Consider the following 19,496-nt stretch of genomic DNA (forward strand, 5'->3'; position numbering starts at 1 on the left):
GCAAAAGTATAGTAACACCAGAAGGTCTAAAAAACAACCTTCAAAATACAAGGGGCGTATTGTCTCTTCGGCCAAAACTGTTACCACTTTTTAGGGCTGTTTCTGACCGAAATGAGACAATGCCAATATATTTTGTGTTTATCCGTGTTCAATCTGTGTTAATCTGTGGCTTTATATCTTGAATTTCCTGCAAAAGTTTGCGACCTCTACGGTTATAGATTACAAGCAATTCCCTCCAAACCTGAAAGGTTTAAATTTTACATAACCACAGGTAAAACCTGGGGAAGGCGAAACAACTACGAACATCTCAACCCTGAAAGGGTTGAATTATATGCGATGGATAATATTCGACCCTTGCAGGGTCGAATGTTGCGATTTATTTCCGTAGATTACATCTACGGCTATTTAAAATTCGACGCTTTCAGCGTCAGTAGTCTACAACCTAACCATACAGGTCGAAAGTTTGGTGAAAATAATCTGTGAAATCTGTGGTTTTTCTTTTACCCGGCTAAGTAGTTACTGTTTCAGCTCACCATTTTGAGCTAATTCCACCACGGTCGCTCCCCAACCACCGAATTCGGGTGAGGCATCAGCAAAGTAAACTACCTGAGGATGTTTTTTTAATTCTTGGCGGACAAGATACTTTAGCTTGCTTTTGCCCTTACCATGAATAATTCTCAGCTTGTTAAGCCTCAGGTCAATGGCATTCCTGATAAATTCCCGGATCGTATCCGGAATCTGCTGGGGGAAAAAACCATGAAGGTCAAGGACGTCTGTGACGATAAAAACCTCCGCCAGACCGCCCTCAGCTTCGTCAGTCAGTTTATCTTGTTCATTGTATCGCTTATATTCTTCCTCAAAGTTTGGGGTAAAGAGACCGCTCCCCAGCTTGGATTCAATCTCTGAGAAAGTAAAGAACCTGCCTTCTTCGATCTCAAGGGGATCAAATCTAATCGGGCCATCATAAATAACCTTAAAGGCACTCACCAATTCCGATTCACGTTCACTCTCCCAGATATAATCATATAAATGGGCCAGCTCTACTTCCTTGATACCCAGTTCCTCCTCCAGTTCTCGACAGCCCCCCTTCCTGAAATCTTCGCCAGGGGCAAGATGGCCGCCCACCGAGGTATCCCATTTGCCGGGCTGAATGTCCTTGGTTTGAGAGCGTTTCTGGAGATATAGCTCGCCCCTCGAATTAAAGACCAACACGTGGGCCACCCGATGGAGCAAGCCTGGACCACTGTGACATACCTGGCGTGATGTCTGACCGATAATATGGCCCGCCCGATCAACAATATCAAAGAGTTCCTTATCCCGGTTATCCATTTGTGGTCAGAGGTCAGAACTCAGAACTCAGATAACATCTATTATCGGTTATCTGTGTTCTGTCCTCTACTTACAAAGTAACTATTCAGCCACAGATGCACACAGATGAAACACGGAAAATCCGTGAGCCGTGTCCGTGATTCGGGTCTGTCCTTAGGCTGTAGGGACAACCCTTGTGGTTGTCCGTCTACGGAACGGACATGGACAAGCACGGACAGGGACAAGCCCTGTCCCTACACTTCCGCCTTCTGTCCTGTGTTATTTATCCGTGCTAATCCGTGTTAATCAGTGGCTGAATAAGTTGCCTTACAAATAAGAATGCACGATCTGAGCGGCTCTTTTTACAGCGCCGGGCTGACCTAACGTCCCCACTACGCTGGCCAAGTCCTCTCGCATTTTCTCTCTTTGGTGTTGATTAGATAGAAGATCAAGGGCCAAAATAGATATCTTTTCCGGATTGGCCTCCCGTTGAAGGAGTTCCGGAAGTATTTGCCTTTGAGCAATAATATTAGGCATGCCCACATAAGGTAACTTCAAAAGAGAGCGGGCCAGAAAATAGGTGAGATAAGATGTCCGGTAGATAATAATCATCGGGATACCCAGACAAGTTGCTTCCATAGTGGCGATACCCGAAGAGGTAATAAGTAAATCGCAGATGCTGAGGGCGTCGTATATCTTGGCCCCGATAATTTTAACAGGCAGACTCGGGGGACTGGAGAATGGAGGCTGAGGACTATCGAGCTTATTTTCAATAATGGTCACAGGCCATCCCAGGGCTTGACTAATAATCTTTTCCCGGTAGACCGGATCAGCGATCGGAAGAACGAATTGAACCTCTTCCCGCTGCTTGAGCATTATCTTCACTACTTCCATGAGGATGGGAAGATGATTCTTGACCTCCTGGTATCTGCTTCCCGGAAGAAGGCCCACCACCGGCTTGAGGGGATCAAGTCCGAGAGATCGAGAGGCTTCCTCAGGTGGAAGAGTGGCCCGGACCGTATCGACAAAAGGATGGCCGACGAAACTGACTTTGGCCCCCACCTGTTTGTAGGCGGCTTCTTCGGTTTTTAAAGTGGCGATAACATGGGTAATGAGATGGGCGATCTTTTTTGCCTTCCAGCTTCCCCAGAGCCATATCTGGGGGGCAAAGTAATAAAGGGTAGGAATAGACTTTTTTCGGGCCAGTTTAGCCAATTGCAGGTTGAATCCCTGATTATCTATTAAAACTATGGCCTTAGGTCTTCTTTCCTCTATAATTTTTCCTAATTTGGTGTAAAGTTTGCTTAAAGTCGGCAAGAACCTGAAGGCCTCGATCAGTCCTACTGAGCTTAAATGAGTCGTCTCCGAGATGAGGTCTACGCCCGCCTGTCTCATTCTCACGCCGCCGGTGCCAAAAATGTTGACACCGGGGTCTAATTGGCGAAGGGCCGCCGCTAAACTTGCCCCATGGAGGTCACCCGAAACCTCTCCCGCCACTATCATAACCGAGGGAGTCATGGTATCCTGCATCCTCCCTCGTCAAAGAAATGAATCTTGTCGCGGTTAAAATCAACGGCTATCTCTTCTCCAATTTTGAGACCAGAATGGCTGTTTGTTACGGTGGCCAGGGATAATTCGCCTATTCTCAGGTAGAGGTTGCTTTTTGAGCCTAAAGGTTCAACTGATTCCACCCTGGCCTTGAAGGGGCCCCCTGGTGTGCATTGGATATCCTCCGGTCTAAAGCCAAAGGTAATTTCTTTACCTAAATAATCTCTGAGGTCTTTATCAATCTTTATGGATAATCCATTTGCCTTCAAATACAGTCCATCCGGTTGCTGTTTGACCGAGGCCGGCAAAAGGTTCATGGGAGGGCTGCCAATAAAAGAGGCCACAAATTTATTGGCCGGCTGGTCATAAAGATTGAGGGGGTCGTCTACCTGTTGGAGGCGGCCCTCGAAGAGGATGGCAATACTATCACCCATAGTCATGGCTTCAACTTGATCGTGAGTCACATAAATCATAGTAGCCTCTAACCGACGATGAAGCTGCACCAGATTTCTTCTCATTTGGACCCTTAATTTAGCATCTAAATTACTCAAGGGCTCATCAAAAAGAAAGACCCTGGGTTTTCGAACAATGGCCCGGCCTAAAGCCACTCTCTGTCTTTCACCTCCAGAAAGGGCCTTGGGCTTTCTGTCCAATAAATCCTCCAAGCCAAGCATCTGGGCCGATTCGATCACCCTTTGCTTGATTTGAGATTTAGGATACCCCCGCATCTTAAGGCCGAAGGCCATATTCTTATATACGCTCATATGGGGATACAGGGCGTAGTTTTGAAAGACCATGGCAATGTCTCTATCCTTAGGAGGGACTCGATTAACTAATTTATCATCAAGATAGATCTCTCCTTCGGTTACCTCCTCCAGACCGGCAATCATCCGAAGGATGGTTGATTTCCCACAACCGGAAGGACCTAACAGGACCAAAAACTCTTTGTCTTTGACCGTCAGGGTAATATCCTTAACCGCTGGTATGTGCTGGCCAGGGTATATCTTGGTTGTTCCTTTTAAGGCCACCTTAGCCATAGCTGCCTCCCTAAGGTATCTTTTCAATAAATTACTTTTCTCTTCCCCTAACGCCGATTACCAGATGAAGGTAAAGCCCATTAATCCGCACAGGCAAGTAAATTGCTTCTTCTCTAATTTCCACTTGCATAAAAACTTATCTCTCTTCCATTGAATTCATTTCATCTCTTTCTGTTACGATTTTAACATACTTGCATGGCCAATGTCAATAAAAAAACATAGGTAACTATTTAGGCAGATAGACTGAAGACTGAAGTCCAATCATCTCCTCTCCGCATTTATTCCTAAAACTCGATGTTCAAGTTTTTGGGACGGTTCATAACCGTCCCACATATTTTATGTTTATCCGTGTCCAATCTGTGTTAGTCTGTGGCTTTATATCTTGAATTTTCTGCAAAAGTTTGGTTAGAAAAAGCACTTACAGAGCAAATAATTGGGTCAGCAATATGAAGTTTATAGGCATTTAGGCCCTGGCTTATTATAGTCAGCCTACGAAGAATGCCTTTGGCATGAACTCTATTTGCGTGGTCTAAATTTTGAACGACAAAGACCTAATTAAGAGACTTGTCCTTTAGATCTTTCTCAGTGTCTCTGTGTCTCCGTGGTGAAGTGAACGGTTACAACGATTTTTAGGTTTACAAATCGGCCAGGATGTGCTATTATTTTTTATATGTCCAAAGTAGATATTAACTCCATCTTACCCTTTGTAACCAGACCCCTTCGCTATCTGGGAGATGAACTGAACAGCATTCACAAGGATCATTCTCAGGTGGATATCTCTGTGGCTCTAGCTTATGCGGACACCTACGAGATTGGTCAATCTCATTTAGGGCTAAAAATACTTTACGAAGTCCTGAACCGACAGCCGGACGTGGTGGCTGAAAGGGTTTATATGCCGTGGTTTGATGCCGAGGAGATAATGAGAGAAAAGAGGCTGCCTCTCTTTAGCCTGGAATCAGCCGCCCCTATCTCGGAATTTGATATCTTAGGCTTTTCCCTCCAGTATGAGATGACTTACACCAATCTCCTGACTATGCTGGAGTTAGCTCAAATCCCTCTTAAATCTTCAGAGCGGGATGATTCTCATCCTCTGGTCATTGCCGGAGGCCCCTGTGCTGCCAACCCCGAACCTTTAGCTGAATTTATTGATTTCTTTTGTTTGGGGGAAGGTGAAGAACTTATCCTGGATGTGGTGGAGGTCTATCGCCAGCACCGGCGAGAACGGCGGCAGAAACTCTTCTCCAGGTTTGCCGGAGTGCCGGGTATCTATGTCCCTTCGCTCTATGAAGTAACTTATCACCCGGATGGAACCATCCGCAGCTTTAGACCTAAAGATAACCAGACTCCGGCACGAATCAGAAAGCGAACCATAACGGATTTAGATTCAAGCGTATACCCTGTCAACCAAATTGTGCCTTACGAAGAGACCATCCATGACCGGGCGGTGCTTGAGATATTTCGGGGCTGCACTCAGGGATGCCGTTTCTGTCAGGCCGGAATGATCTATCGACCGGTTAGGGAACGCTCCCTGGCCAGGCTCTGTCAGCAGGCCCTGGAGGTTATCGACCAAACCGGATACGAGGAAATATCTCTCCTGGCTTTGAGCATCAATGACTACACCTGTATTAAAGAATTAGTCTCCTGGTTAATCACCAGATTTAAAGATAGGGGGGTATCTACTTCGCTTCCTTCCCTCCGGGTAGATCCAAAGATCAAGGCCCTGGCTGAGCAGATAAAAGAGATCAGAAAGACCGGCCTGACTATTGCCCCGGAAGCCGGCACAGAACGGCTCAGGCGCGTCATCAACAAAAAGATTAAAGAGGAAGAGCTTTTTGAAACAGTCAGAGGGGCCTATCAACTGGGCTGGAGGTTAATAAAATTATACTTTATGATTGGCCTGCCCACGGAAACTGAGGAAGATTTAGAAGGTATCCGCCACCTGGTCAGGAGGCTCAAAAAGGAGGGGGGAAAGGACCTCAAGGTCAGTATAAGCTGCTTTGTGCCTAAACCTCACACCCCCTTTCAATGGGTAGAGCAGATCGCCTTGTCCGAAGCCGAAGCCCGTCTCAAGTATTTCAAATCCAACCTGAATGGCCGGGGGCTTCATCTAAGCTGGCACGAGCCTGAGCTTAGTCTGCTTGAGGGTGTCTTTGCCAGGGGCGACAGAAGATTGGCGCAAGTGTTAATGCGGGCTCAGGCGGGCGGAGCCAGATTTGATTCATGGCCGGACCATCTCAGGTTTGATATCTGGGAACGAGCCTTTGCCGAATCCAACTTAGACCCTTGTTTCTACGCCAATCGCCCCAGAAGGCGTGATGAAATTTTGCCCTGGGACCATATCGATATGGGCGTAGACAAGGAGTTCCTCCGGGTGGAATACGAGCAGGCTGCGGCCGGGGCCTTCACCCCTGACTGTCGGGATGGGGAATGCCACAGGTGTGGGGTTTGTGGGGATGATCTAAAACCCGAGATTCAGGTTCAGGAGGTCCAGCCGCCGCTTTCCCGGGAAGAGGCCAGTCCTCGCCTCTTCCCTCAAGAAACCAGGTATAGGGTCAGAATAAAATATGCCAAAGGGGAAGAATTAAAGTACGTCTCGCATGGGGCGCTCACCCGAGCTTTGAGACGGGCCATAAGCAGGGCCCGCCTCCCCATCGCCTTCTCTGAAGGATACAGCCGATTACCCAAAATAGCCTTTAGCCCGCCTTTGCCTGTCGGCCTGACTTCAGAAGCAGAATTTATGGATTTGCAATTGAGCCGGCCGCAAGATATATCTACTCTCAGGGATAATCTGCAACAAGGCCTTCCGCCTGGCCTGGAAGTTAAGGAGGTAGTTTTTCTTTCTCCCAGGGCCCGGTCTCTGGATGAGGTGATAAATTTTATGGTCTATCGGGTCAGCCTAAAAATAGAGATGTCCTTAGATGAGATCAAAAAACGCATCTTAAATCTCCTGGCTCATAAGGAGATATGGATTAAGCGGATGAGGGAAAAAGGTGAGAAATCCGTTGAAATCAGGGGCTTCATTAATGATATAACAGTAGAAGAGACCTCGCGTTCAGGCATCTATGAGTTCAAATTATTCATTCTAAATTCTCATTTGGGAACGGCCAGGCCGATGGAGGTCATAACCGCTATCCTCGAGGATCAAGCCAAAATTCTGAATATGGTTCGAACCGATCAATTCCACCGGAGGGTAAATGATCTCCTGCCTGCCGGATACGAACTGTTCTCACCCCTAAGCCCTGATGAGGCCCTGCTTAAACCACGGAAGGGAATACCGAAAAGAATAGGGAGATGGTAGCATGCAAAAAGAAATAATCATATCCGTAAGTCAAGAGGAGACCAAGGTGGCCTTATTGGAGAACGGCCATTTGGCTGAGCTTTTTATCGAGAGGAAGGCCACGGAAAGATTAGTAGGTAACATTTATAAGGGGGTGGTCAAAGACATACTTCCAGGGATGGAGGCTGCCTTTGTAGATATTGGCATGGAGAAGAAGGCCTTCCTGTATATCTCTGATGTGGTCGTTGATCACGAAATCTACTCTCAACTTTTAGCCTCTTCAGAGGATGAGGTTGATGTGGCCGCAGAACTCCCGTCTGTCTCCTGGCAAAGGGAAGACATCTCGGCTCTCCTTCAGCCGAATCAGGAAATTCTTATCCAGGTCATAAAAGAGCCGATAAAGTCAAAAGGCGCCAAAATAACTTCCCATATTACCTTACCCGGACGTTATTTCGTGCTCACCCCCACCGTAGATCACATTGGTGTCTCCAGAAGAATCACCGATGAGAAAGAGCGGGAGAGGCTGAAGCAAATCGCCGCTAAATTTCTCCCTCGTGGTATGGGATTTATCATCCGCACCCTGGGTGAAGGGAAAAGTGAGGATGAATTTAAAAAGGATGCAGATATGCTCTTTAACCTCTGGGACAAGGTAAAGAAACGGGCTGAGACATCTCCTCCCCTGACCCTCATCCACAAGGATTTATCGCTGGTCCAAAAGGTCTTAAGAGATTTAGTCGATGAAGAAATAGATCGAATCTTATGCGATGATGAAGCGACCTACACCCAAATCCTGGACTCAATAGACCCGTCACTTAAGCCAAAGTCGTATTTATATGTAGAGGAAGAGCCCCTCTTTGAATCACTGGGAATAGAAAAGGAAGTCAAAGCGGCTCTCAAGAGAAAGGTATGGCTAAAATGCGGGGGCTATCTTATCATTGATCAAACTGAAGCCATGGTAGCCATTGATGTAAATACGGGCAAATATGTGGGATCTGATAACCTGGAGAACACGGCCTTGAAAACGAATCTGGAGTCAGCCTCTGAAATAGCCAGGCAGATCAGGCTTCGTAATTTGGCCGGCACTATCATTGTTGACTTTATCGATATGAGAAATACTAGGAATCAGGAACTAGTGGTGTCCACCCTGAAGGAAGAATTAGCCCGAGACAGGGTGAGGAACGATGTAATTTCTTTCATAGAAACCGGCTTGGTCAAGATTACCAGAAAGCGGAGCCAGGAAAGCTTAGATGATATCCTTAACCAGTATTGTCCTGTCTGTGGGGGTGAAGGACGGATTTTATCAATAAAAAGTATTATTATTCGGGCTATCCAGAAGCTGGAAAGAATTACCCGCCACGCTAAAGGCGGCAAGGTTATGATTACAGCCCACCCTGAGGTAGCCCGGCAGATCAGAGATGATGAATACTTATTCCAGATTGGAAAGAGGTTAGGCGTAGAGATTCAACTCAGCGCTGATGAGAACCTCAACTGGGAAGGCCTTCTCTTTTCTACTTTTCCGGAATAGACAGAGGACAGACTTCTGACCTCTGACTTCTGACTTACGATGCGGATATTGGTTACAGGCGGCGGAAGCGGGGGGCATACGGCTCCGGCTATTGCCTTCGTAGAAGCGCTGCTCAAACGTGAGCCGACGGCAAACATCCTTTATGTAGGCAGCACTAAGGGGATAGAAACGGAGATAGTCCCTGCCAAAGGCATCCATTTCATGGCTATCCACACAGGAAAACTCCGCCGTTATTTTTCCTTAAAGACCCTGCCTGATCTTTGTCTTCGATTGCCTCTCGGTATCCTTCAGGCGCTAAACACTATCCTTCATTTTAAACCGGATTGCATCTTTTCTACAGGAGGGTATGTCTCCCTTCCGGTGGTTATTGCCGGCCGGATTCTAAAGAGACCGATTCTTATTCACGAACAGACGGTAGAGGTGGGCCTGGCTAACAGGATTGGAGGGCGATTGGCTGACAGGATTGCCATCTCCTTTGAGACCTCCAAGAGATATTTCCCTTTGGAAAAGGTTGTTCTGACCGGCAATCCTGTCCGGCCTGAGATTCTTAGCGGGGATCGGATTTCAGCCGCTAAAAGGTTCGGTTTAAGGCCTGATTTGGTTACGGCCTATGTTACTGGTGGATCCCAGGGGTCTCACCGGATCAACCAGGCCATAGCTCAGGTCCTTAGCCGGATCTTGGAAAAAGCCCAGGTGATCCATCAATGCGGCGAGCGTGATTTTGATTGGCTTTCAAGAGAAGCAGAAGGATTAGGCGAGGAACTCAGGCAAAGGTATCGGCTTTTCCGTTTTATTGGAAGTGAAATAGGGGAGGTTTTTGCCCTGACTGATTTGCTGGTCAGTCGGGCCGGAGCCGGTATTGTCAATGAGGCAGCTACTCTGGGCAAGCCGGCCATTTTTATCCCCTTGCCATCAGCCACCAGGGATGAGCAAACCAGAAACGCCCGAATGTTGGCCGACATTGGCGCGGCTATTCTCATCCTGGAGCAAGACCTGACCCCGGAGATCTTAAGGGACAAAATCATTGATCTGGTGTCAAATCCGGCTCAACTGAACCAGATGGGTGAGGCAGCTAAAGGTATCAGCCAGCCCCAGGCAGCCGAGAACTTGATCGAGGAGGTCATCAGGCTGGTAAATCCCCCTTGACTTCAGGGGTAACTTCAGGTGTCGCCTCAGATAGGTTGAAGATAGAGGCCTAAGAGATTGCGGATTGCGGACTGCGGATTGCGGATTATAGGCTGAAAGCTGAAGTTCAATCATCTACTCACCGCATTTGTCCCTAAAAGCCTTCAGCCTATCCACCTGCGTAGTTACTTTTTTCTGCCAGTTGGGCAAAGTTCTTGAGCATTGTTAACCCAAATTGTTGGCTCTTCTCCGGGTGAAATTGAGTGGCCAAGAGATTATTCCGCCGGATCATAGAAGTAAATTCAAATCCGTATTCAGTGGTGGCGGCCGTGACGCCCTCATCTGATGGTTGAACATAATAAGAGTGGACAAAGTAGAAATAGGAATTAGCTGGTATGCCGGAAAAGAGGGGATTCTCCTCCTTGGAGGGGGCAGATGTATTTAATCCGCCATCCGCCTTCTGCCATCCGCCTTCTGCCTTATTTCGAGGGGCAACCGTGTTCCAGCCAATATGAGGCACCCGAAGCGGTGGAGGGAATTTATTTATTACCCCCTCGAGGATACCCAGTCCTTCATATTCTCCATACTCATAACTTCGAGAAAAGAGAAGCTGCATCCCTAAGCAGATGCCCAAAAAAGGCTTTCCCTCTGCAATTACCTCTCGGATAAGGTCGTCGAGCCTGGTTTGATTGAGACGTCCAATGGCATCCCTGAAGGCGCCTACGCCGGGAAGGACACAGGCATTGGCTGAAATAATTTCAGCCGGTGTCTGAGCAATCCTAGCCTCGTATCCTAAATGCTCAAAGGCCTTTTGCACACTCCGCAAGTTGCCCATTCCGTAATCAATAATGGCGATCATAGGTATTCTCCTTCTTCGTGCCTATCCTAAAACTTCCGCGGCGCATTATAGTGAACGACATAAATAAGTTGAGATGTTTACTGTAGGGCAACCCTTTAGGGTTGCTTGTAGCAAGGCTAAAACCTTGCCCTACGTCTACTTAATTTTAGCGTTCACTACAGGCGCTTAGGACCGCCGGCTTCTTGGCAAGCTAAGCCAGTGTGCTTACCGGACATTATTGAAGCTTTATCAAGAGCGGCTTTAGACCGGGAAGATGAGAATAAGGCCTCTAACGGCTAGGTTGAACCGCGCCCACCCGCCCTCACTGGCAAGACGAGCCCGAATCACTGACACCTGCGCGGGCAAGGCGCGATAGTTTAAAGCGCAAGGGTGGGCGTCGGCTCCAACTAATGTTAGCCCGCTTTGCTCCTGAGCAGGCATCACCTGGCCCATGGAGCCTCGACAATCCACGCTATGCCCGGATAATCTCCACGAGTTTCGCCACCACTTGCTTGACTTTCTCCGACCGGACTACGCCCGCACGGTACAAGATGATGTTGGAATCAGCGGTGAACAGCCGGTTGGGGCGAATGTTGCTATCCTGAGACAGCCCCCCAGTTTTGAAGTCCGCTTTGACCAGCGGTATCGCGTAGCGGTCACTGATGGCTTGGCTGGTAATCTGGCACAAAATCACATCATCACCAGTCAAGGTCGCCACGACCAGGGCCGGCCGTCTACTGCTGGCGGTCAAGTCCGTGTACGGAAAGGGGACAACGACCACATCACCTTTCACAAATTGGCCCATGCGGCGTCCTCCTCGGGCCGATCCCAATCGCGCCGCAGCACGGCTTCGGACGCCAACATGCACGCGATAGCCCCGGTATCCTTCTCCAGTGACGCGAGCCGGTGTTCGCGTTCCGAAAGATAGGATACGAAGTCATACACCACGGCTAGTTTCTCGGCCGGTAAGGTAAGTAGGGTATCCGTGATTCGGGCGATAGTGAGAGTAGCTTGCATAGGTATCCCCCCTTTGCACGATATGTAGCGTATATTTCTTGCAATTGGTTGCCACGACGAGAGCAGGCTAACAACCAGTGTGAGCCATGCCCATCCGCTCTGAGGACAAGAAGCGACTGAACAACCCGGGCCACCATAGGCAAGCTATGACAGCCAAGAAGCGCAATCCGCGACCGCTTCCTGCGTGAGACCTGATTTTGAGCGGGCGGAAAGCATCTCACGGGTAAGAACGTACTCCTCCTCCAAGTCCTCGTATGCTTTCCTGAATTCATTACGTTTCAATGCCTTCTTAAGGAATGCTTCATGGTCGTGAAGCGCTGGTTGGTATTTCAATTCAGCCATTTTGCACCTCCTTCATCCTTCTCCGATACGCCGGGCTACACTAAGTTATTTCATAATAGCACCTTTCTTTTTTAACCATACCATAGGATGATACTTTTTGTCAAGCAGAAAAGGATTCGGAGACCTCCTGAATGATCGAATTTTTGAGGCGATTACCCTAATTTTTTTCTTGACATATCCAAGAATTTATGCTATACTATTAACAATTTGGGAGGATCTAAAAAAGGTCTATTACGGGGGGGAAAAAGATACTTTTCCCCTGTAATAGACCTTTTTTGTTTACTTTTACAAGATCATATAAAATTAATATATTTACGATTATCGGCGAGAGTCATCGTTTCGGCCATTTATTGAATCGTTAATCGCGAATCGCGAATCTATTTTTTAAAATCCGCGATTCGCAATTCGCAATCCGCGATTCGCGATTAATCCGTAAATGGCCGAAACGATGATGAAAGCCAAATTATATTAAAATCCATAAAGAAAGGAGGGATCAAAAAAGAGGCTGCTTTTAGGCAAACATCTTTCAGGGCCCATTTTATAGTTTTATCCCTTAAGGCGGACTGAAAGATAGTTTTCTGGAAGACTATCGGGTATTTACCCATCTTTTTCTATTAAGTAATGGCGGTGATGGAAAAAAGAATAAATATCTCTGGATCTCCAAATAGAGCAAGTGGCTATGGCGAGTTCCCGAAGGGGTTGAAACCAGAAGGAAAGAGAGATATATATCTATTATATTAAGCTGCCCTCTTTCCTTAAAGATAGTCTGAAAGGCTTGAGTGGTTGAGGGAACTCCAAGGCCTAAAGGCACCATAAGGAAGACAACCTTATAAAAAGGCCGTACCATAAGATTTAGGTTCTTTAGGGCCAGACAACCGACCAATTCTTTTTATTCATTAGGCCGGGGGTGGGCTTATTTCCTAAATTTTAGGCCATTCTCAAGGCAAGGGAGGACTTGAGAAGAACAAAACATCATATATTATAAATAAAAAAACAGGGAGGTTATAACAATGAGAGTAGTTCATAATCCATCTGCGATTAATTCTCATCGTAATCTATCATCGACAAACAGGGCACTGGCCCAGAATCTGGAACGAATGTCGAGCGGTTTAAGGATAAACCGGGCTCGGGATGATGCCGCCGGATTGGCTATTGCCCAACGAATAGATACTCAAGTCTTAGGACTGGAACAAGGTATTCGAAATACCCTGGATGGAATTTCCGTTATTCAGACGGCTGAAGCCGGCATGCATGAGATTCAGGCCATGCTTCAGCGGATGAGGGTCCTGGCTATTGAATCAGCCAATGGGTCGGAATCACCTGATCAGCGGCTTATGATTCAGGCTGAGGTAGATCAGTTATTGGAATCAATTGACAGTCAGGCCGAGGCCGTTGAGTTTAATGCCATGAAGCTGCTGACTGGTAACTTCTCAGAAACGGCCCCAATGATGTATAAGGCCTCCAGAACGAGCGGTGAGCAGGCCAGAGATGACTCGAGAGGCATAGATATCTATGCCAAGTTCTCGGCGGCCGGTTTTGAAGCTACTGATGGGGTGACTCAATTAAATGGAGCCATTGACAACGTGGCTTCTGGCGAGGGCAGGATTGGTGGATATGTCAGGATTAACGAGGCCATATTCAGCCTGTCTGATTATGATTCGGTTAATGATTTCATGCAGGCCGTTAATCAATCAGAAAAGGCTAATGTGACCCTTAGCTATGATATCCTGATGGACCGCTTTACCATTACTTCAGATACGGCTGAAACACTGTTAAGAATCGGCCAATCAGCCGCCAGCGGTGTAACCCCATTCTTTACCGCCGCCAGGATCGATACAGGCACAATTGCCCAGCCGGGTCCCAGGGCGATGGCCATCAGCCAGTATGAGGCCAATAACCAGAGTGGTAACGCCGTGGGCACCCAGGATATTGAGATCATCGACATCACCAAGAGTTTTAACCGGTCCCAGGGAAGTGATCACTATGCCGGCTTCGATGCCGAGGTAGATGGCACTATCGCCATCAACGGTGTAAGGTTTTCGGTAGCTGACTACGCCACGGTAGAAGAGTTTATGAACGCCATTAACACCTCTGCCGAAGCCGATGTCACTATTAGTTATGATCGAGACCATGATGAGTTCGTAATTGTCCGGGATAGCGAAAATAAGGACCTGGTCCTTTCGGCTGTCTCTGGGAACAACAATTTCCTCTATGAGGTCTCCATCCTGGATCGAGAGGGAGAAGGCGAAGATGGTTTAGGAGGAAAGGCCAGCGACGGCATTCAGAACAATGAACGGACTAATCACTCCAACATCTTTCGAGCCCCTACCTGGCATGCTTATGTAGAGAGCCGGTATGATGTTCGGCAGGATGATGAAGAAAGCTCTAATGGTCAACTCGATCCGGTGGAAGAGGTGATCTATCGGGATAAGGTCAACCTGAATTACGGCGAAGGTGATAGCGGCCAAAAACTGGGGGCTGTTTTCAACTCAGCTTACAGTCGGGCCTGGCAGGGGCGAGGTGATGCCATGAATAGAGAGGCCTCCCAGTATGATGACGGGGGGGCGAATAGAAATAACTCGGCGGTTCAAACCGGTGGTTATGCCACCCCTGACGATCACTTTGCCAACTTTGATCGGGATATCACCGGCACGATCACCATTAACAACGCCACCTTCTCTATTGCCAAGTATAATACGCTCAATGAGTTGATAACGGATGTCAACGCCTCTCAGGATGCCAACGTGACCATGGGCTATGATACCATCCAGGATAAGTTCTGGTTCCGTTCAGATAACGGCTCGGACATGTTTCTGGCTGAGCATAAATCCACGGCGGGCTTTGGCTTCTTTGAAGAGGTCAACATTAAGGCCGGACCGGACGGCACCTGGTATAAGCCTGATGGTTATGCTAATCCTGAATGGCGAAAGGAAGGCCTCTTATTCCACGTGGGGGCGAATAAGGACGAGGTAATTGTAGCCAATATCTCCACTATCTCTACTCAGGCCATAAAAATCGACGTCTTAAAGGAGAATGGCGTGACGACCACCTTTGCCTCGGAGTCAGCTATCAGTCTCCTTCGGGATGCTATTGATTTAGTCTCTATGGAGCGGGCCAACCTGGGCGCCATCCAGAACCGGATGGAACACCACTTGAACTATGATGAGATCGCCCATGAGAACCAGACCGCCAGCTTATCCCGAATTAGAGATCTGGATTTTGCGGAGGAAAGCATCGTCTTTGTGAAAAATCAGATCCTGCTTCAGTCTTCAACGGCGATGCTGGCTCAAGCCAATGCCATTCCCCAGAATGTCCTGGCCTTAATTGGTGGTTAGAAGACAGAGTATCTCCCAAGGTACAGCCTGTTTCAGGAGGGACAAGCGGCCTACCTTACCTGAAAGCTCCCAGCTTTCAGGAAGGTAGGCCGACGGCTACGGATTGCGGATTGCGAATCGCGGATTTATCCCCACTCCGAAATCCGCAATCCGAAATCCGATGTATCATCCTTCCTCTAATTCACCCTCGGTTAACCAGGGCTTGGGCAGAAATATCTCTTCATATTGCCGGAGGGTCTCGTAATCGGTCAGCCAGGCCAGATAATCACAAACAAGACGTTCTATGGGGGTATGGGGGGGGAGGAAATGAAGTTGTCTTTTAACTTCACCCGGGTGGTCCAGGTAGTAGCCGAAAAGCTCTTTAATTACCTTAGCTGCCTTTCGGGCCTCAATCTGGATCTTCTTGCCGGGATATACATAGCGGTAGAGATAGCTTCTGAGCTGATTGGTCGCTTCAAGAACCCGGTGGCTCATCCTGATCTCACCTTTATTCCAACTGGCTTCGATGGTGTCCTTGACCATAGTATCTATTCGTTCTGAATGACGCCTGCCCAGTAGGGCTAAAGCCTGAGCCGGCAGATCATCCAATTTGATCAAGCCGGCAAATAAGGCGTCTTGAATATCGTGATTGACATAAGCAATAGAATCAGCTAATCTGACAATAGCTCCCTCCAGAGTGGCCGGTTTATCTTTATCAGTTTCTTCTAAAAGGGATGTGGCTCCACGTGAATGTTTCAGGATACCGTCTTTAACCTCGTAGGTCAAATTAAGTCCCTGGCCTTTCTTCTCCAATACCTCTATTACCCGAATACTTTGTTCGTTATGTTTGAATCCGAAAGAGCTAATCTCATTCAGGACTTGTTCTCCCACGTGTCCAAAGGGGGCATGACCCAGGTCATGGCCCAGGGCGATGGCCTCAGTCAGGTCTTCATTTAGCGAGAGGGCCTGGGCAATAGTCCGGGCAATCTGAGAGACCTCAATAGTATGAGTAAGCCGGGTCCGATGGGTTTCGGTAAGGGTAATTAAAAAGACTTGCGTTTTATGTTTTAACCTCCTGAAAGATTCGGAATGAATGATCCGATCTCTATCCCGTTGGAAGGCGGTGCGGATATGACATTCTTCTTCCGGTCGCGAACGCCCCCTTGATCTGGCCGATAAAGCTGCTTCCGGCCTTAAATTTCTTTCTTCCGACTCTTCAAAGGCCTTTCGGATAATCAAGGCGCTTTCTCCTCCTTCTCCTCACCGGGATACTCTACCCGGGAATGATAAATACCGGTAAGCAATCTGGTAAAAGTAGCGGCGATTTTGGTCAGGTCCTTTAGAGTAAGATCGCATTCATCCAATTCTGAGCTAATAAATTTATCGTTAATAATTCGCTTGACCATCTCTTCGAGTCTGAGGGCCGTGGGTTTGGTCAGGGTTCTGGAGGTGGCCTCCACCGCATCAGCCAGCATAATGATGGCGGCTTCCCTGTTTTGAGGTTTAGGCCCTGGATAGCGAAAATCACTTTCCTTGACCGGCTGTTTCTCTTCTTCCTCCTTTTCTTTAGCTAAGCGGTAGAAAAAGGTCATCACTGATGTTCCGTGGTGTTGCCTGATAACATCTATTATTCGGGGAGGAAGATTATGCGATTTGGCGACCTCTACCCCTTCCTTTACGTGGGACCGGAGCACAGAGGCTGAAAGAGATGGTTTGAGGTCCTTATGTTTGCTTTCTTCAGCCTGGTTTTCACTGAAATATTCAGGTTTAGACAGTTTGCCGACATCGTGATAATAGGCGGCTACTCTGGCCAGAAGGGAATTGGCCCCTACCTCTTCCGCGGCTGTTTCAGCTAAATTAGCCACCACAATAGAGTGGTGATGTGTTCCAGGGGCCTGGATAAGAAGTTTCTTAAGGAGAGGCGTATTTAGATCCGCTAACTCCAAAAGCCTGAAATCGGTCACTATACCAAAGATGTGTTCCAAAAAGGGCAAAACACCAATCGTCAAAATAGCGGATAAGAAGCCATTGCCTACCCCCCAGAGACAATTTACACCTATCTGGCGAAAAGGATATTGATAGATAAGTCCATAGGCGATGACGATTCCTAGATTAATATAACTTATCACCACGCCGCTTTTGGTTAGATCGGCTCTGGTGCGAGCAGAGGCCACCGCGTAGACACCAGCCATCCCTCCCCCAAGGTAAAAGAGAATAACTTCCATCTTTCCTCCCACTAAGATACCGATTAAAAGACTCAAAAAGAGGGTCAAAAAGAGGGCTATCCTTTCACTAAGTAGAATAGCCACCAGCATAGAAAAGGCAGCCACCGGGATAAAAAAATCGGATAAAATAGGAATGAGCGAAATAACCTTGGCCGTAATCACCGTCAGGAGCACGGTGAGATAGATAAACAGCAACTTGCTCTCCTTGCGCAGGATGTCAGGTTGATAACGTCTGACATAGAGGGTGAGAAGATACATAAAGCAGGATAAAAGAAGGGTGAAACCAAGGATGGTTTTCAGATTGGCCCTGGCTGGCTTGGCTTCCAAGACGGGCGTGGGCTTTTGAACCGCTTGGGTATCTATTAATTCCTTCTCTTCTTCGCTCAGTGGGAGGAGAGGCGGCAACACATCTCCGGTGTCTAAATCAGAGGAGGGGAGGATGGCGGGGGCCGGCGCGCCTCTTTTAAGCCCGGCTGCCTCTTCCTCCTCGTGGATTAAAGTAGGCAAGAAAACAATAACCAGCACACCAATTAGGGCCAGCGCCAGGAGGTAGCGGTGTATCCTCTTTAAAAAGGCCCACACCTCTAAATGGTGGCTGCTTATCCTAAAGTATCGCCAGAAGACCTTTGGTTTTTTCATAATCTTCAAGTTAGTAAAGCCTGGCGTAAATTCCCCCTCCCCTTAAACCCTTGAATCCTCGAACCCGATGGAAACCAGGTGAGAACTTTCGCCAAGCTGGATTAGTCACTTTTGGTAAGCCTCGTAAGCCTTAACAATCTTCTGGACCAGCGAGTGCCTCACCACATCAGCCTCAGTAAAGTAGATGAAAGATATCCCCTTGATGCCTTTCAAGATATATTGAATCTGCACCAGCCCGGAGGTGCATCCGTTAGGTAAATCAATCTGGGTAATATCTCCGGTAATAACGGCCTTGGAGTCGAACCCGAGCCGGGTTAAGAACATCTTTATTTGCTCGGGCGTAGTATTTTGGGCCTCATCCAGGATAATAAAGGCATCGTTTAAGGTTCTTCCCCGCATAAAGGCCAGCGGGGCAACTTCAATCACGCCGGTCTCAATAAGTCTTTGCGCCCTTTCCAGGCTCATCATATCATAAAGGGCATCATATAATGGACGAAGATAAGGGTTGACCTTTTCCATCAGATCACCGGGCAAAAAACCTAACTTCTCCCCGGCTTCAACCGCCGGCCGGGTAAGGATAATCCGATCAACCTCTTTTTTGAGCAAGCCCTGAATAGCCATAGCCATAGCCAAATAGGTCTTGCCTGTTCCGGCCGGGCCAATGCCAATGGTAATATCATCCCTCTCAATAGCTTCTACGTAAGACTTTTGTCCCAGGGTTCTTGGCCTGATCAATCGTCCCCGATACGAGACAGTAATGGCTTCCGAAAAGATCCGGGCCAGATCGATATTTTTATCTTCCCTGATCATCCTGAGGGCGTATCTTACCTCGGCGCCGGAAAGGATATGCCCGCTTCGAAGAATACTCAGCAACTGGTCAAAAAGCCGCCTGGCCAGATCGATTTCCTCAGGTCCAGCGCTATCGGCCTTGATAATTATCTCATTGCCACGCGCCACAATCTTGGCCGGCGTGGCCTCTCTGATTAACCGCAGGTTTTCATCATGCCGGCCAAATAAATTCCTAACCTCTTCTTCACTGGCTAAAATTATTCGCTCATCCATTAGTTTCGGGTTTCAAGATTCCGATTTTGTGTATCTACTCAAAATCAAGTTAAAAAAGTAAGCTCATTACAGATTATAGTGCTATGGGTTAAGTTTCATCTCCTTTTGTACCGACAGCGTCGGCATAAGAGCTTCCCCTCCCTTGATGGGAGGGGTTAGGGGAGGGTGAAATAAACAACCCTCTCTTATTGTTGCTAATACCCCATCTATATTTCTTAATATAAGGTTTTTAGCAAGAG

The 19,496-nt window shown here is 47.7% G+C and carries 14 protein-coding genes; 4 read left to right on the forward strand and 10 right to left on the reverse strand.

The genetic code is table 11. From position 1 onward, the window contains the following. Positions 1 to 516: 516 nt before the first annotated feature. The 3 genes from AB1797_06290 to ugpC all read right to left on the reverse strand — a co-directional run bounded on the left by AB1797_06290 (position 517) and on the right by ugpC (position 3,893). Entirely contained in the window at positions 517 to 1,329 is an 813-nt protein-coding gene (locus AB1797_06290) for a Smr/MutS family protein (GenBank protein MEW5767223.1), read from the reverse strand. Between the two features lie 306 nt (positions 1,330 to 1,635). Next, complete coding sequence (lpxB, locus tag AB1797_06295) at positions 1,636 to 2,838, reverse strand: lipid-A-disaccharide synthase (GenBank protein MEW5767224.1); 1,203 nt, start codon at positions 2,836 to 2,838, stop codon at positions 1,636 to 1,638. Then, positions 2,823 to 3,893, reverse strand: coding sequence for a sn-glycerol-3-phosphate ABC transporter ATP-binding protein UgpC (gene ugpC, locus AB1797_06300; GenBank protein ID MEW5767225.1), 1,071 nt, complete (start codon positions 3,891 to 3,893; stop codon positions 2,823 to 2,825). The genes lpxB and ugpC overlap by 16 nt, the downstream gene beginning before the upstream one ends. Positions 3,894 to 4,563: 670 nt before the next feature. Between ugpC and AB1797_06305 the strand changes: the two genes are divergently transcribed. From AB1797_06305 to murG, 3 genes are read left to right on the forward strand one after another with little or no spacing between them, the layout of a single operon-like run. Continuing rightward, positions 4,564 to 7,191 (forward strand): TIGR03960 family B12-binding radical SAM protein, encoded by a 2,628-nt coding sequence (locus tag AB1797_06305; protein MEW5767226.1) that lies wholly within the window; start codon positions 4,564 to 4,566, stop codon positions 7,189 to 7,191. Position 7,192: 1 nt separating this feature from the next. Next, positions 7,193 to 8,695, forward strand: coding sequence for an Rne/Rng family ribonuclease (locus AB1797_06310; GenBank protein ID MEW5767227.1), 1,503 nt, complete (start codon positions 7,193 to 7,195; stop codon positions 8,693 to 8,695). Positions 8,696 to 8,734: 39 nt separating this feature from the next. Beyond that, positions 8,735 to 9,841, forward strand: a complete 1,107-nt coding sequence (gene murG, locus AB1797_06315) for an undecaprenyldiphospho-muramoylpentapeptide beta-N-acetylglucosaminyltransferase (GenBank protein MEW5767228.1) — start codon at positions 8,735 to 8,737, stop codon at positions 9,839 to 9,841. A 148-nt stretch (positions 9,842 to 9,989) separates the two neighbouring features. On the opposite strand, the gene hisH is transcribed toward murG, so the two are convergent. The 4 genes from hisH to AB1797_06335 form a co-directional block, all read right to left on the reverse strand. Beyond that, positions 9,990 to 10,679, reverse strand: coding sequence for an imidazole glycerol phosphate synthase subunit HisH (gene hisH / locus AB1797_06320; protein MEW5767229.1), 690 nt, complete (start codon positions 10,677 to 10,679; stop codon positions 9,990 to 9,992). A 451-nt stretch (positions 10,680 to 11,130) separates the two neighbouring features. Next, positions 11,131 to 11,463: a type II toxin-antitoxin system PemK/MazF family toxin gene (locus AB1797_06325; GenBank protein ID MEW5767230.1), complete on the reverse strand. Its 333-nt coding sequence runs from the start codon at positions 11,461 to 11,463 to the stop codon at positions 11,131 to 11,133. After that, entirely contained in the window at positions 11,448 to 11,675 is a 228-nt protein-coding gene (locus AB1797_06330) for a hypothetical protein (protein MEW5767231.1), read from the reverse strand. Before AB1797_06330 ends, AB1797_06325 begins: the two co-directional genes overlap by 16 nt. 144 nt (positions 11,676 to 11,819) lie before the next feature. Beyond that, positions 11,820 to 12,017, reverse strand: coding sequence for a hypothetical protein (locus AB1797_06335; protein MEW5767232.1), 198 nt, complete (start codon positions 12,015 to 12,017; stop codon positions 11,820 to 11,822). Between the two features lie 1,010 nt (positions 12,018 to 13,027). Here AB1797_06335 and AB1797_06340 point away from each other — a divergent pair. Continuing rightward, entirely contained in the window at positions 13,028 to 15,352 is a 2,325-nt protein-coding gene (locus AB1797_06340) for a flagellin (GenBank protein MEW5767233.1), read from the forward strand. A gap of 165 nt (positions 15,353 to 15,517) precedes the next feature. Here AB1797_06340 and AB1797_06345 read toward each other — a convergent pair whose 3' ends face one another. The 3 genes from AB1797_06345 to AB1797_06355 form a co-directional block, all read right to left on the reverse strand. Further along, on the reverse strand, positions 15,518 to 16,570 hold the full coding sequence (locus AB1797_06345; protein ID MEW5767234.1) for a deoxyguanosinetriphosphate triphosphohydrolase: 1,053 nt from the start codon (positions 16,568 to 16,570) through the stop codon (positions 15,518 to 15,520). Beyond that, a complete protein-coding gene (locus tag AB1797_06350) occupies positions 16,567 to 18,195 on the reverse strand; it encodes an HDIG domain-containing metalloprotein (GenBank protein ID MEW5767235.1) in 1,629 nt (542 codons plus the stop codon). The genes AB1797_06345 and AB1797_06350 overlap by 4 nt, the downstream gene beginning before the upstream one ends. A gap of 105 nt (positions 18,196 to 18,300) precedes the next feature. Continuing rightward, the gene (locus tag AB1797_06355) at positions 18,301 to 19,257 is read right to left on the reverse strand and encodes a PhoH family protein (GenBank protein MEW5767236.1); all 957 of its coding nucleotides are present in this window, start codon (positions 19,255 to 19,257) and stop codon (positions 18,301 to 18,303) included. Positions 19,258 to 19,496: the final 239 nt, after the last annotated feature.

It is taken from the genome of bacterium (genome assembly GCA_040753085.1).
Classification (GTDB): Bacteria; UBA9089; JASEGY01; order JASEGY01; family JASEGY01; genus JASEGY01.

Bases quoted from the DNA above. Each gene is read 5' to 3' on its own strand.
- AB1797_06305 (MEW5767226.1), top strand. From the start codon at position 4,564: ATGTCCAAAGTAGATATTAACTCCATCTTACCCTTTGTAACCAGACCC.
- AB1797_06355 (MEW5767236.1), bottom strand. From the start codon at position 19,257: ATGGATGAGCGAATAATTTTAGCCAGTGAAGAAGAGGTTAGGAATTTA.
- lpxB (MEW5767224.1), bottom strand. From the start codon at position 2,838: ATGCAGGATACCATGACTCCCTCGGTTATGATAGTGGCGGGAGAGGTT.
- murG (MEW5767228.1), top strand. From the start codon at position 8,735: ATGCGGATATTGGTTACAGGCGGCGGAAGCGGGGGGCATACGGCTCCG.
- AB1797_06325 (MEW5767230.1), bottom strand. From the start codon at position 11,463: ATGGGCCAATTTGTGAAAGGTGATGTGGTCGTTGTCCCCTTTCCGTAC.
- AB1797_06350 (MEW5767235.1), bottom strand. From the start codon at position 18,195: ATGAAAAAACCAAAGGTCTTCTGGCGATACTTTAGGATAAGCAGCCAC.
- ugpC (MEW5767225.1), bottom strand. From the start codon at position 3,893: ATGGCTAAGGTGGCCTTAAAAGGAACAACCAAGATATACCCTGGCCAG.
- AB1797_06310 (MEW5767227.1), top strand. From the start codon at position 7,193: ATGCAAAAAGAAATAATCATATCCGTAAGTCAAGAGGAGACCAAGGTG.
- AB1797_06330 (MEW5767231.1), bottom strand. From the start codon at position 11,675: ATGCAAGCTACTCTCACTATCGCCCGAATCACGGATACCCTACTTACC.
- hisH (MEW5767229.1), bottom strand. From the start codon at position 10,679: ATGATCGCCATTATTGATTACGGAATGGGCAACTTGCGGAGTGTGCAA.
- AB1797_06290 (MEW5767223.1), bottom strand. From the start codon at position 1,329: ATGGATAACCGGGATAAGGAACTCTTTGATATTGTTGATCGGGCGGGC.
- AB1797_06340 (MEW5767233.1), top strand. From the start codon at position 13,028: ATGAGAGTAGTTCATAATCCATCTGCGATTAATTCTCATCGTAATCTA.
- AB1797_06335 (MEW5767232.1), bottom strand. From the start codon at position 12,017: ATGGCTGAATTGAAATACCAACCAGCGCTTCACGACCATGAAGCATTC.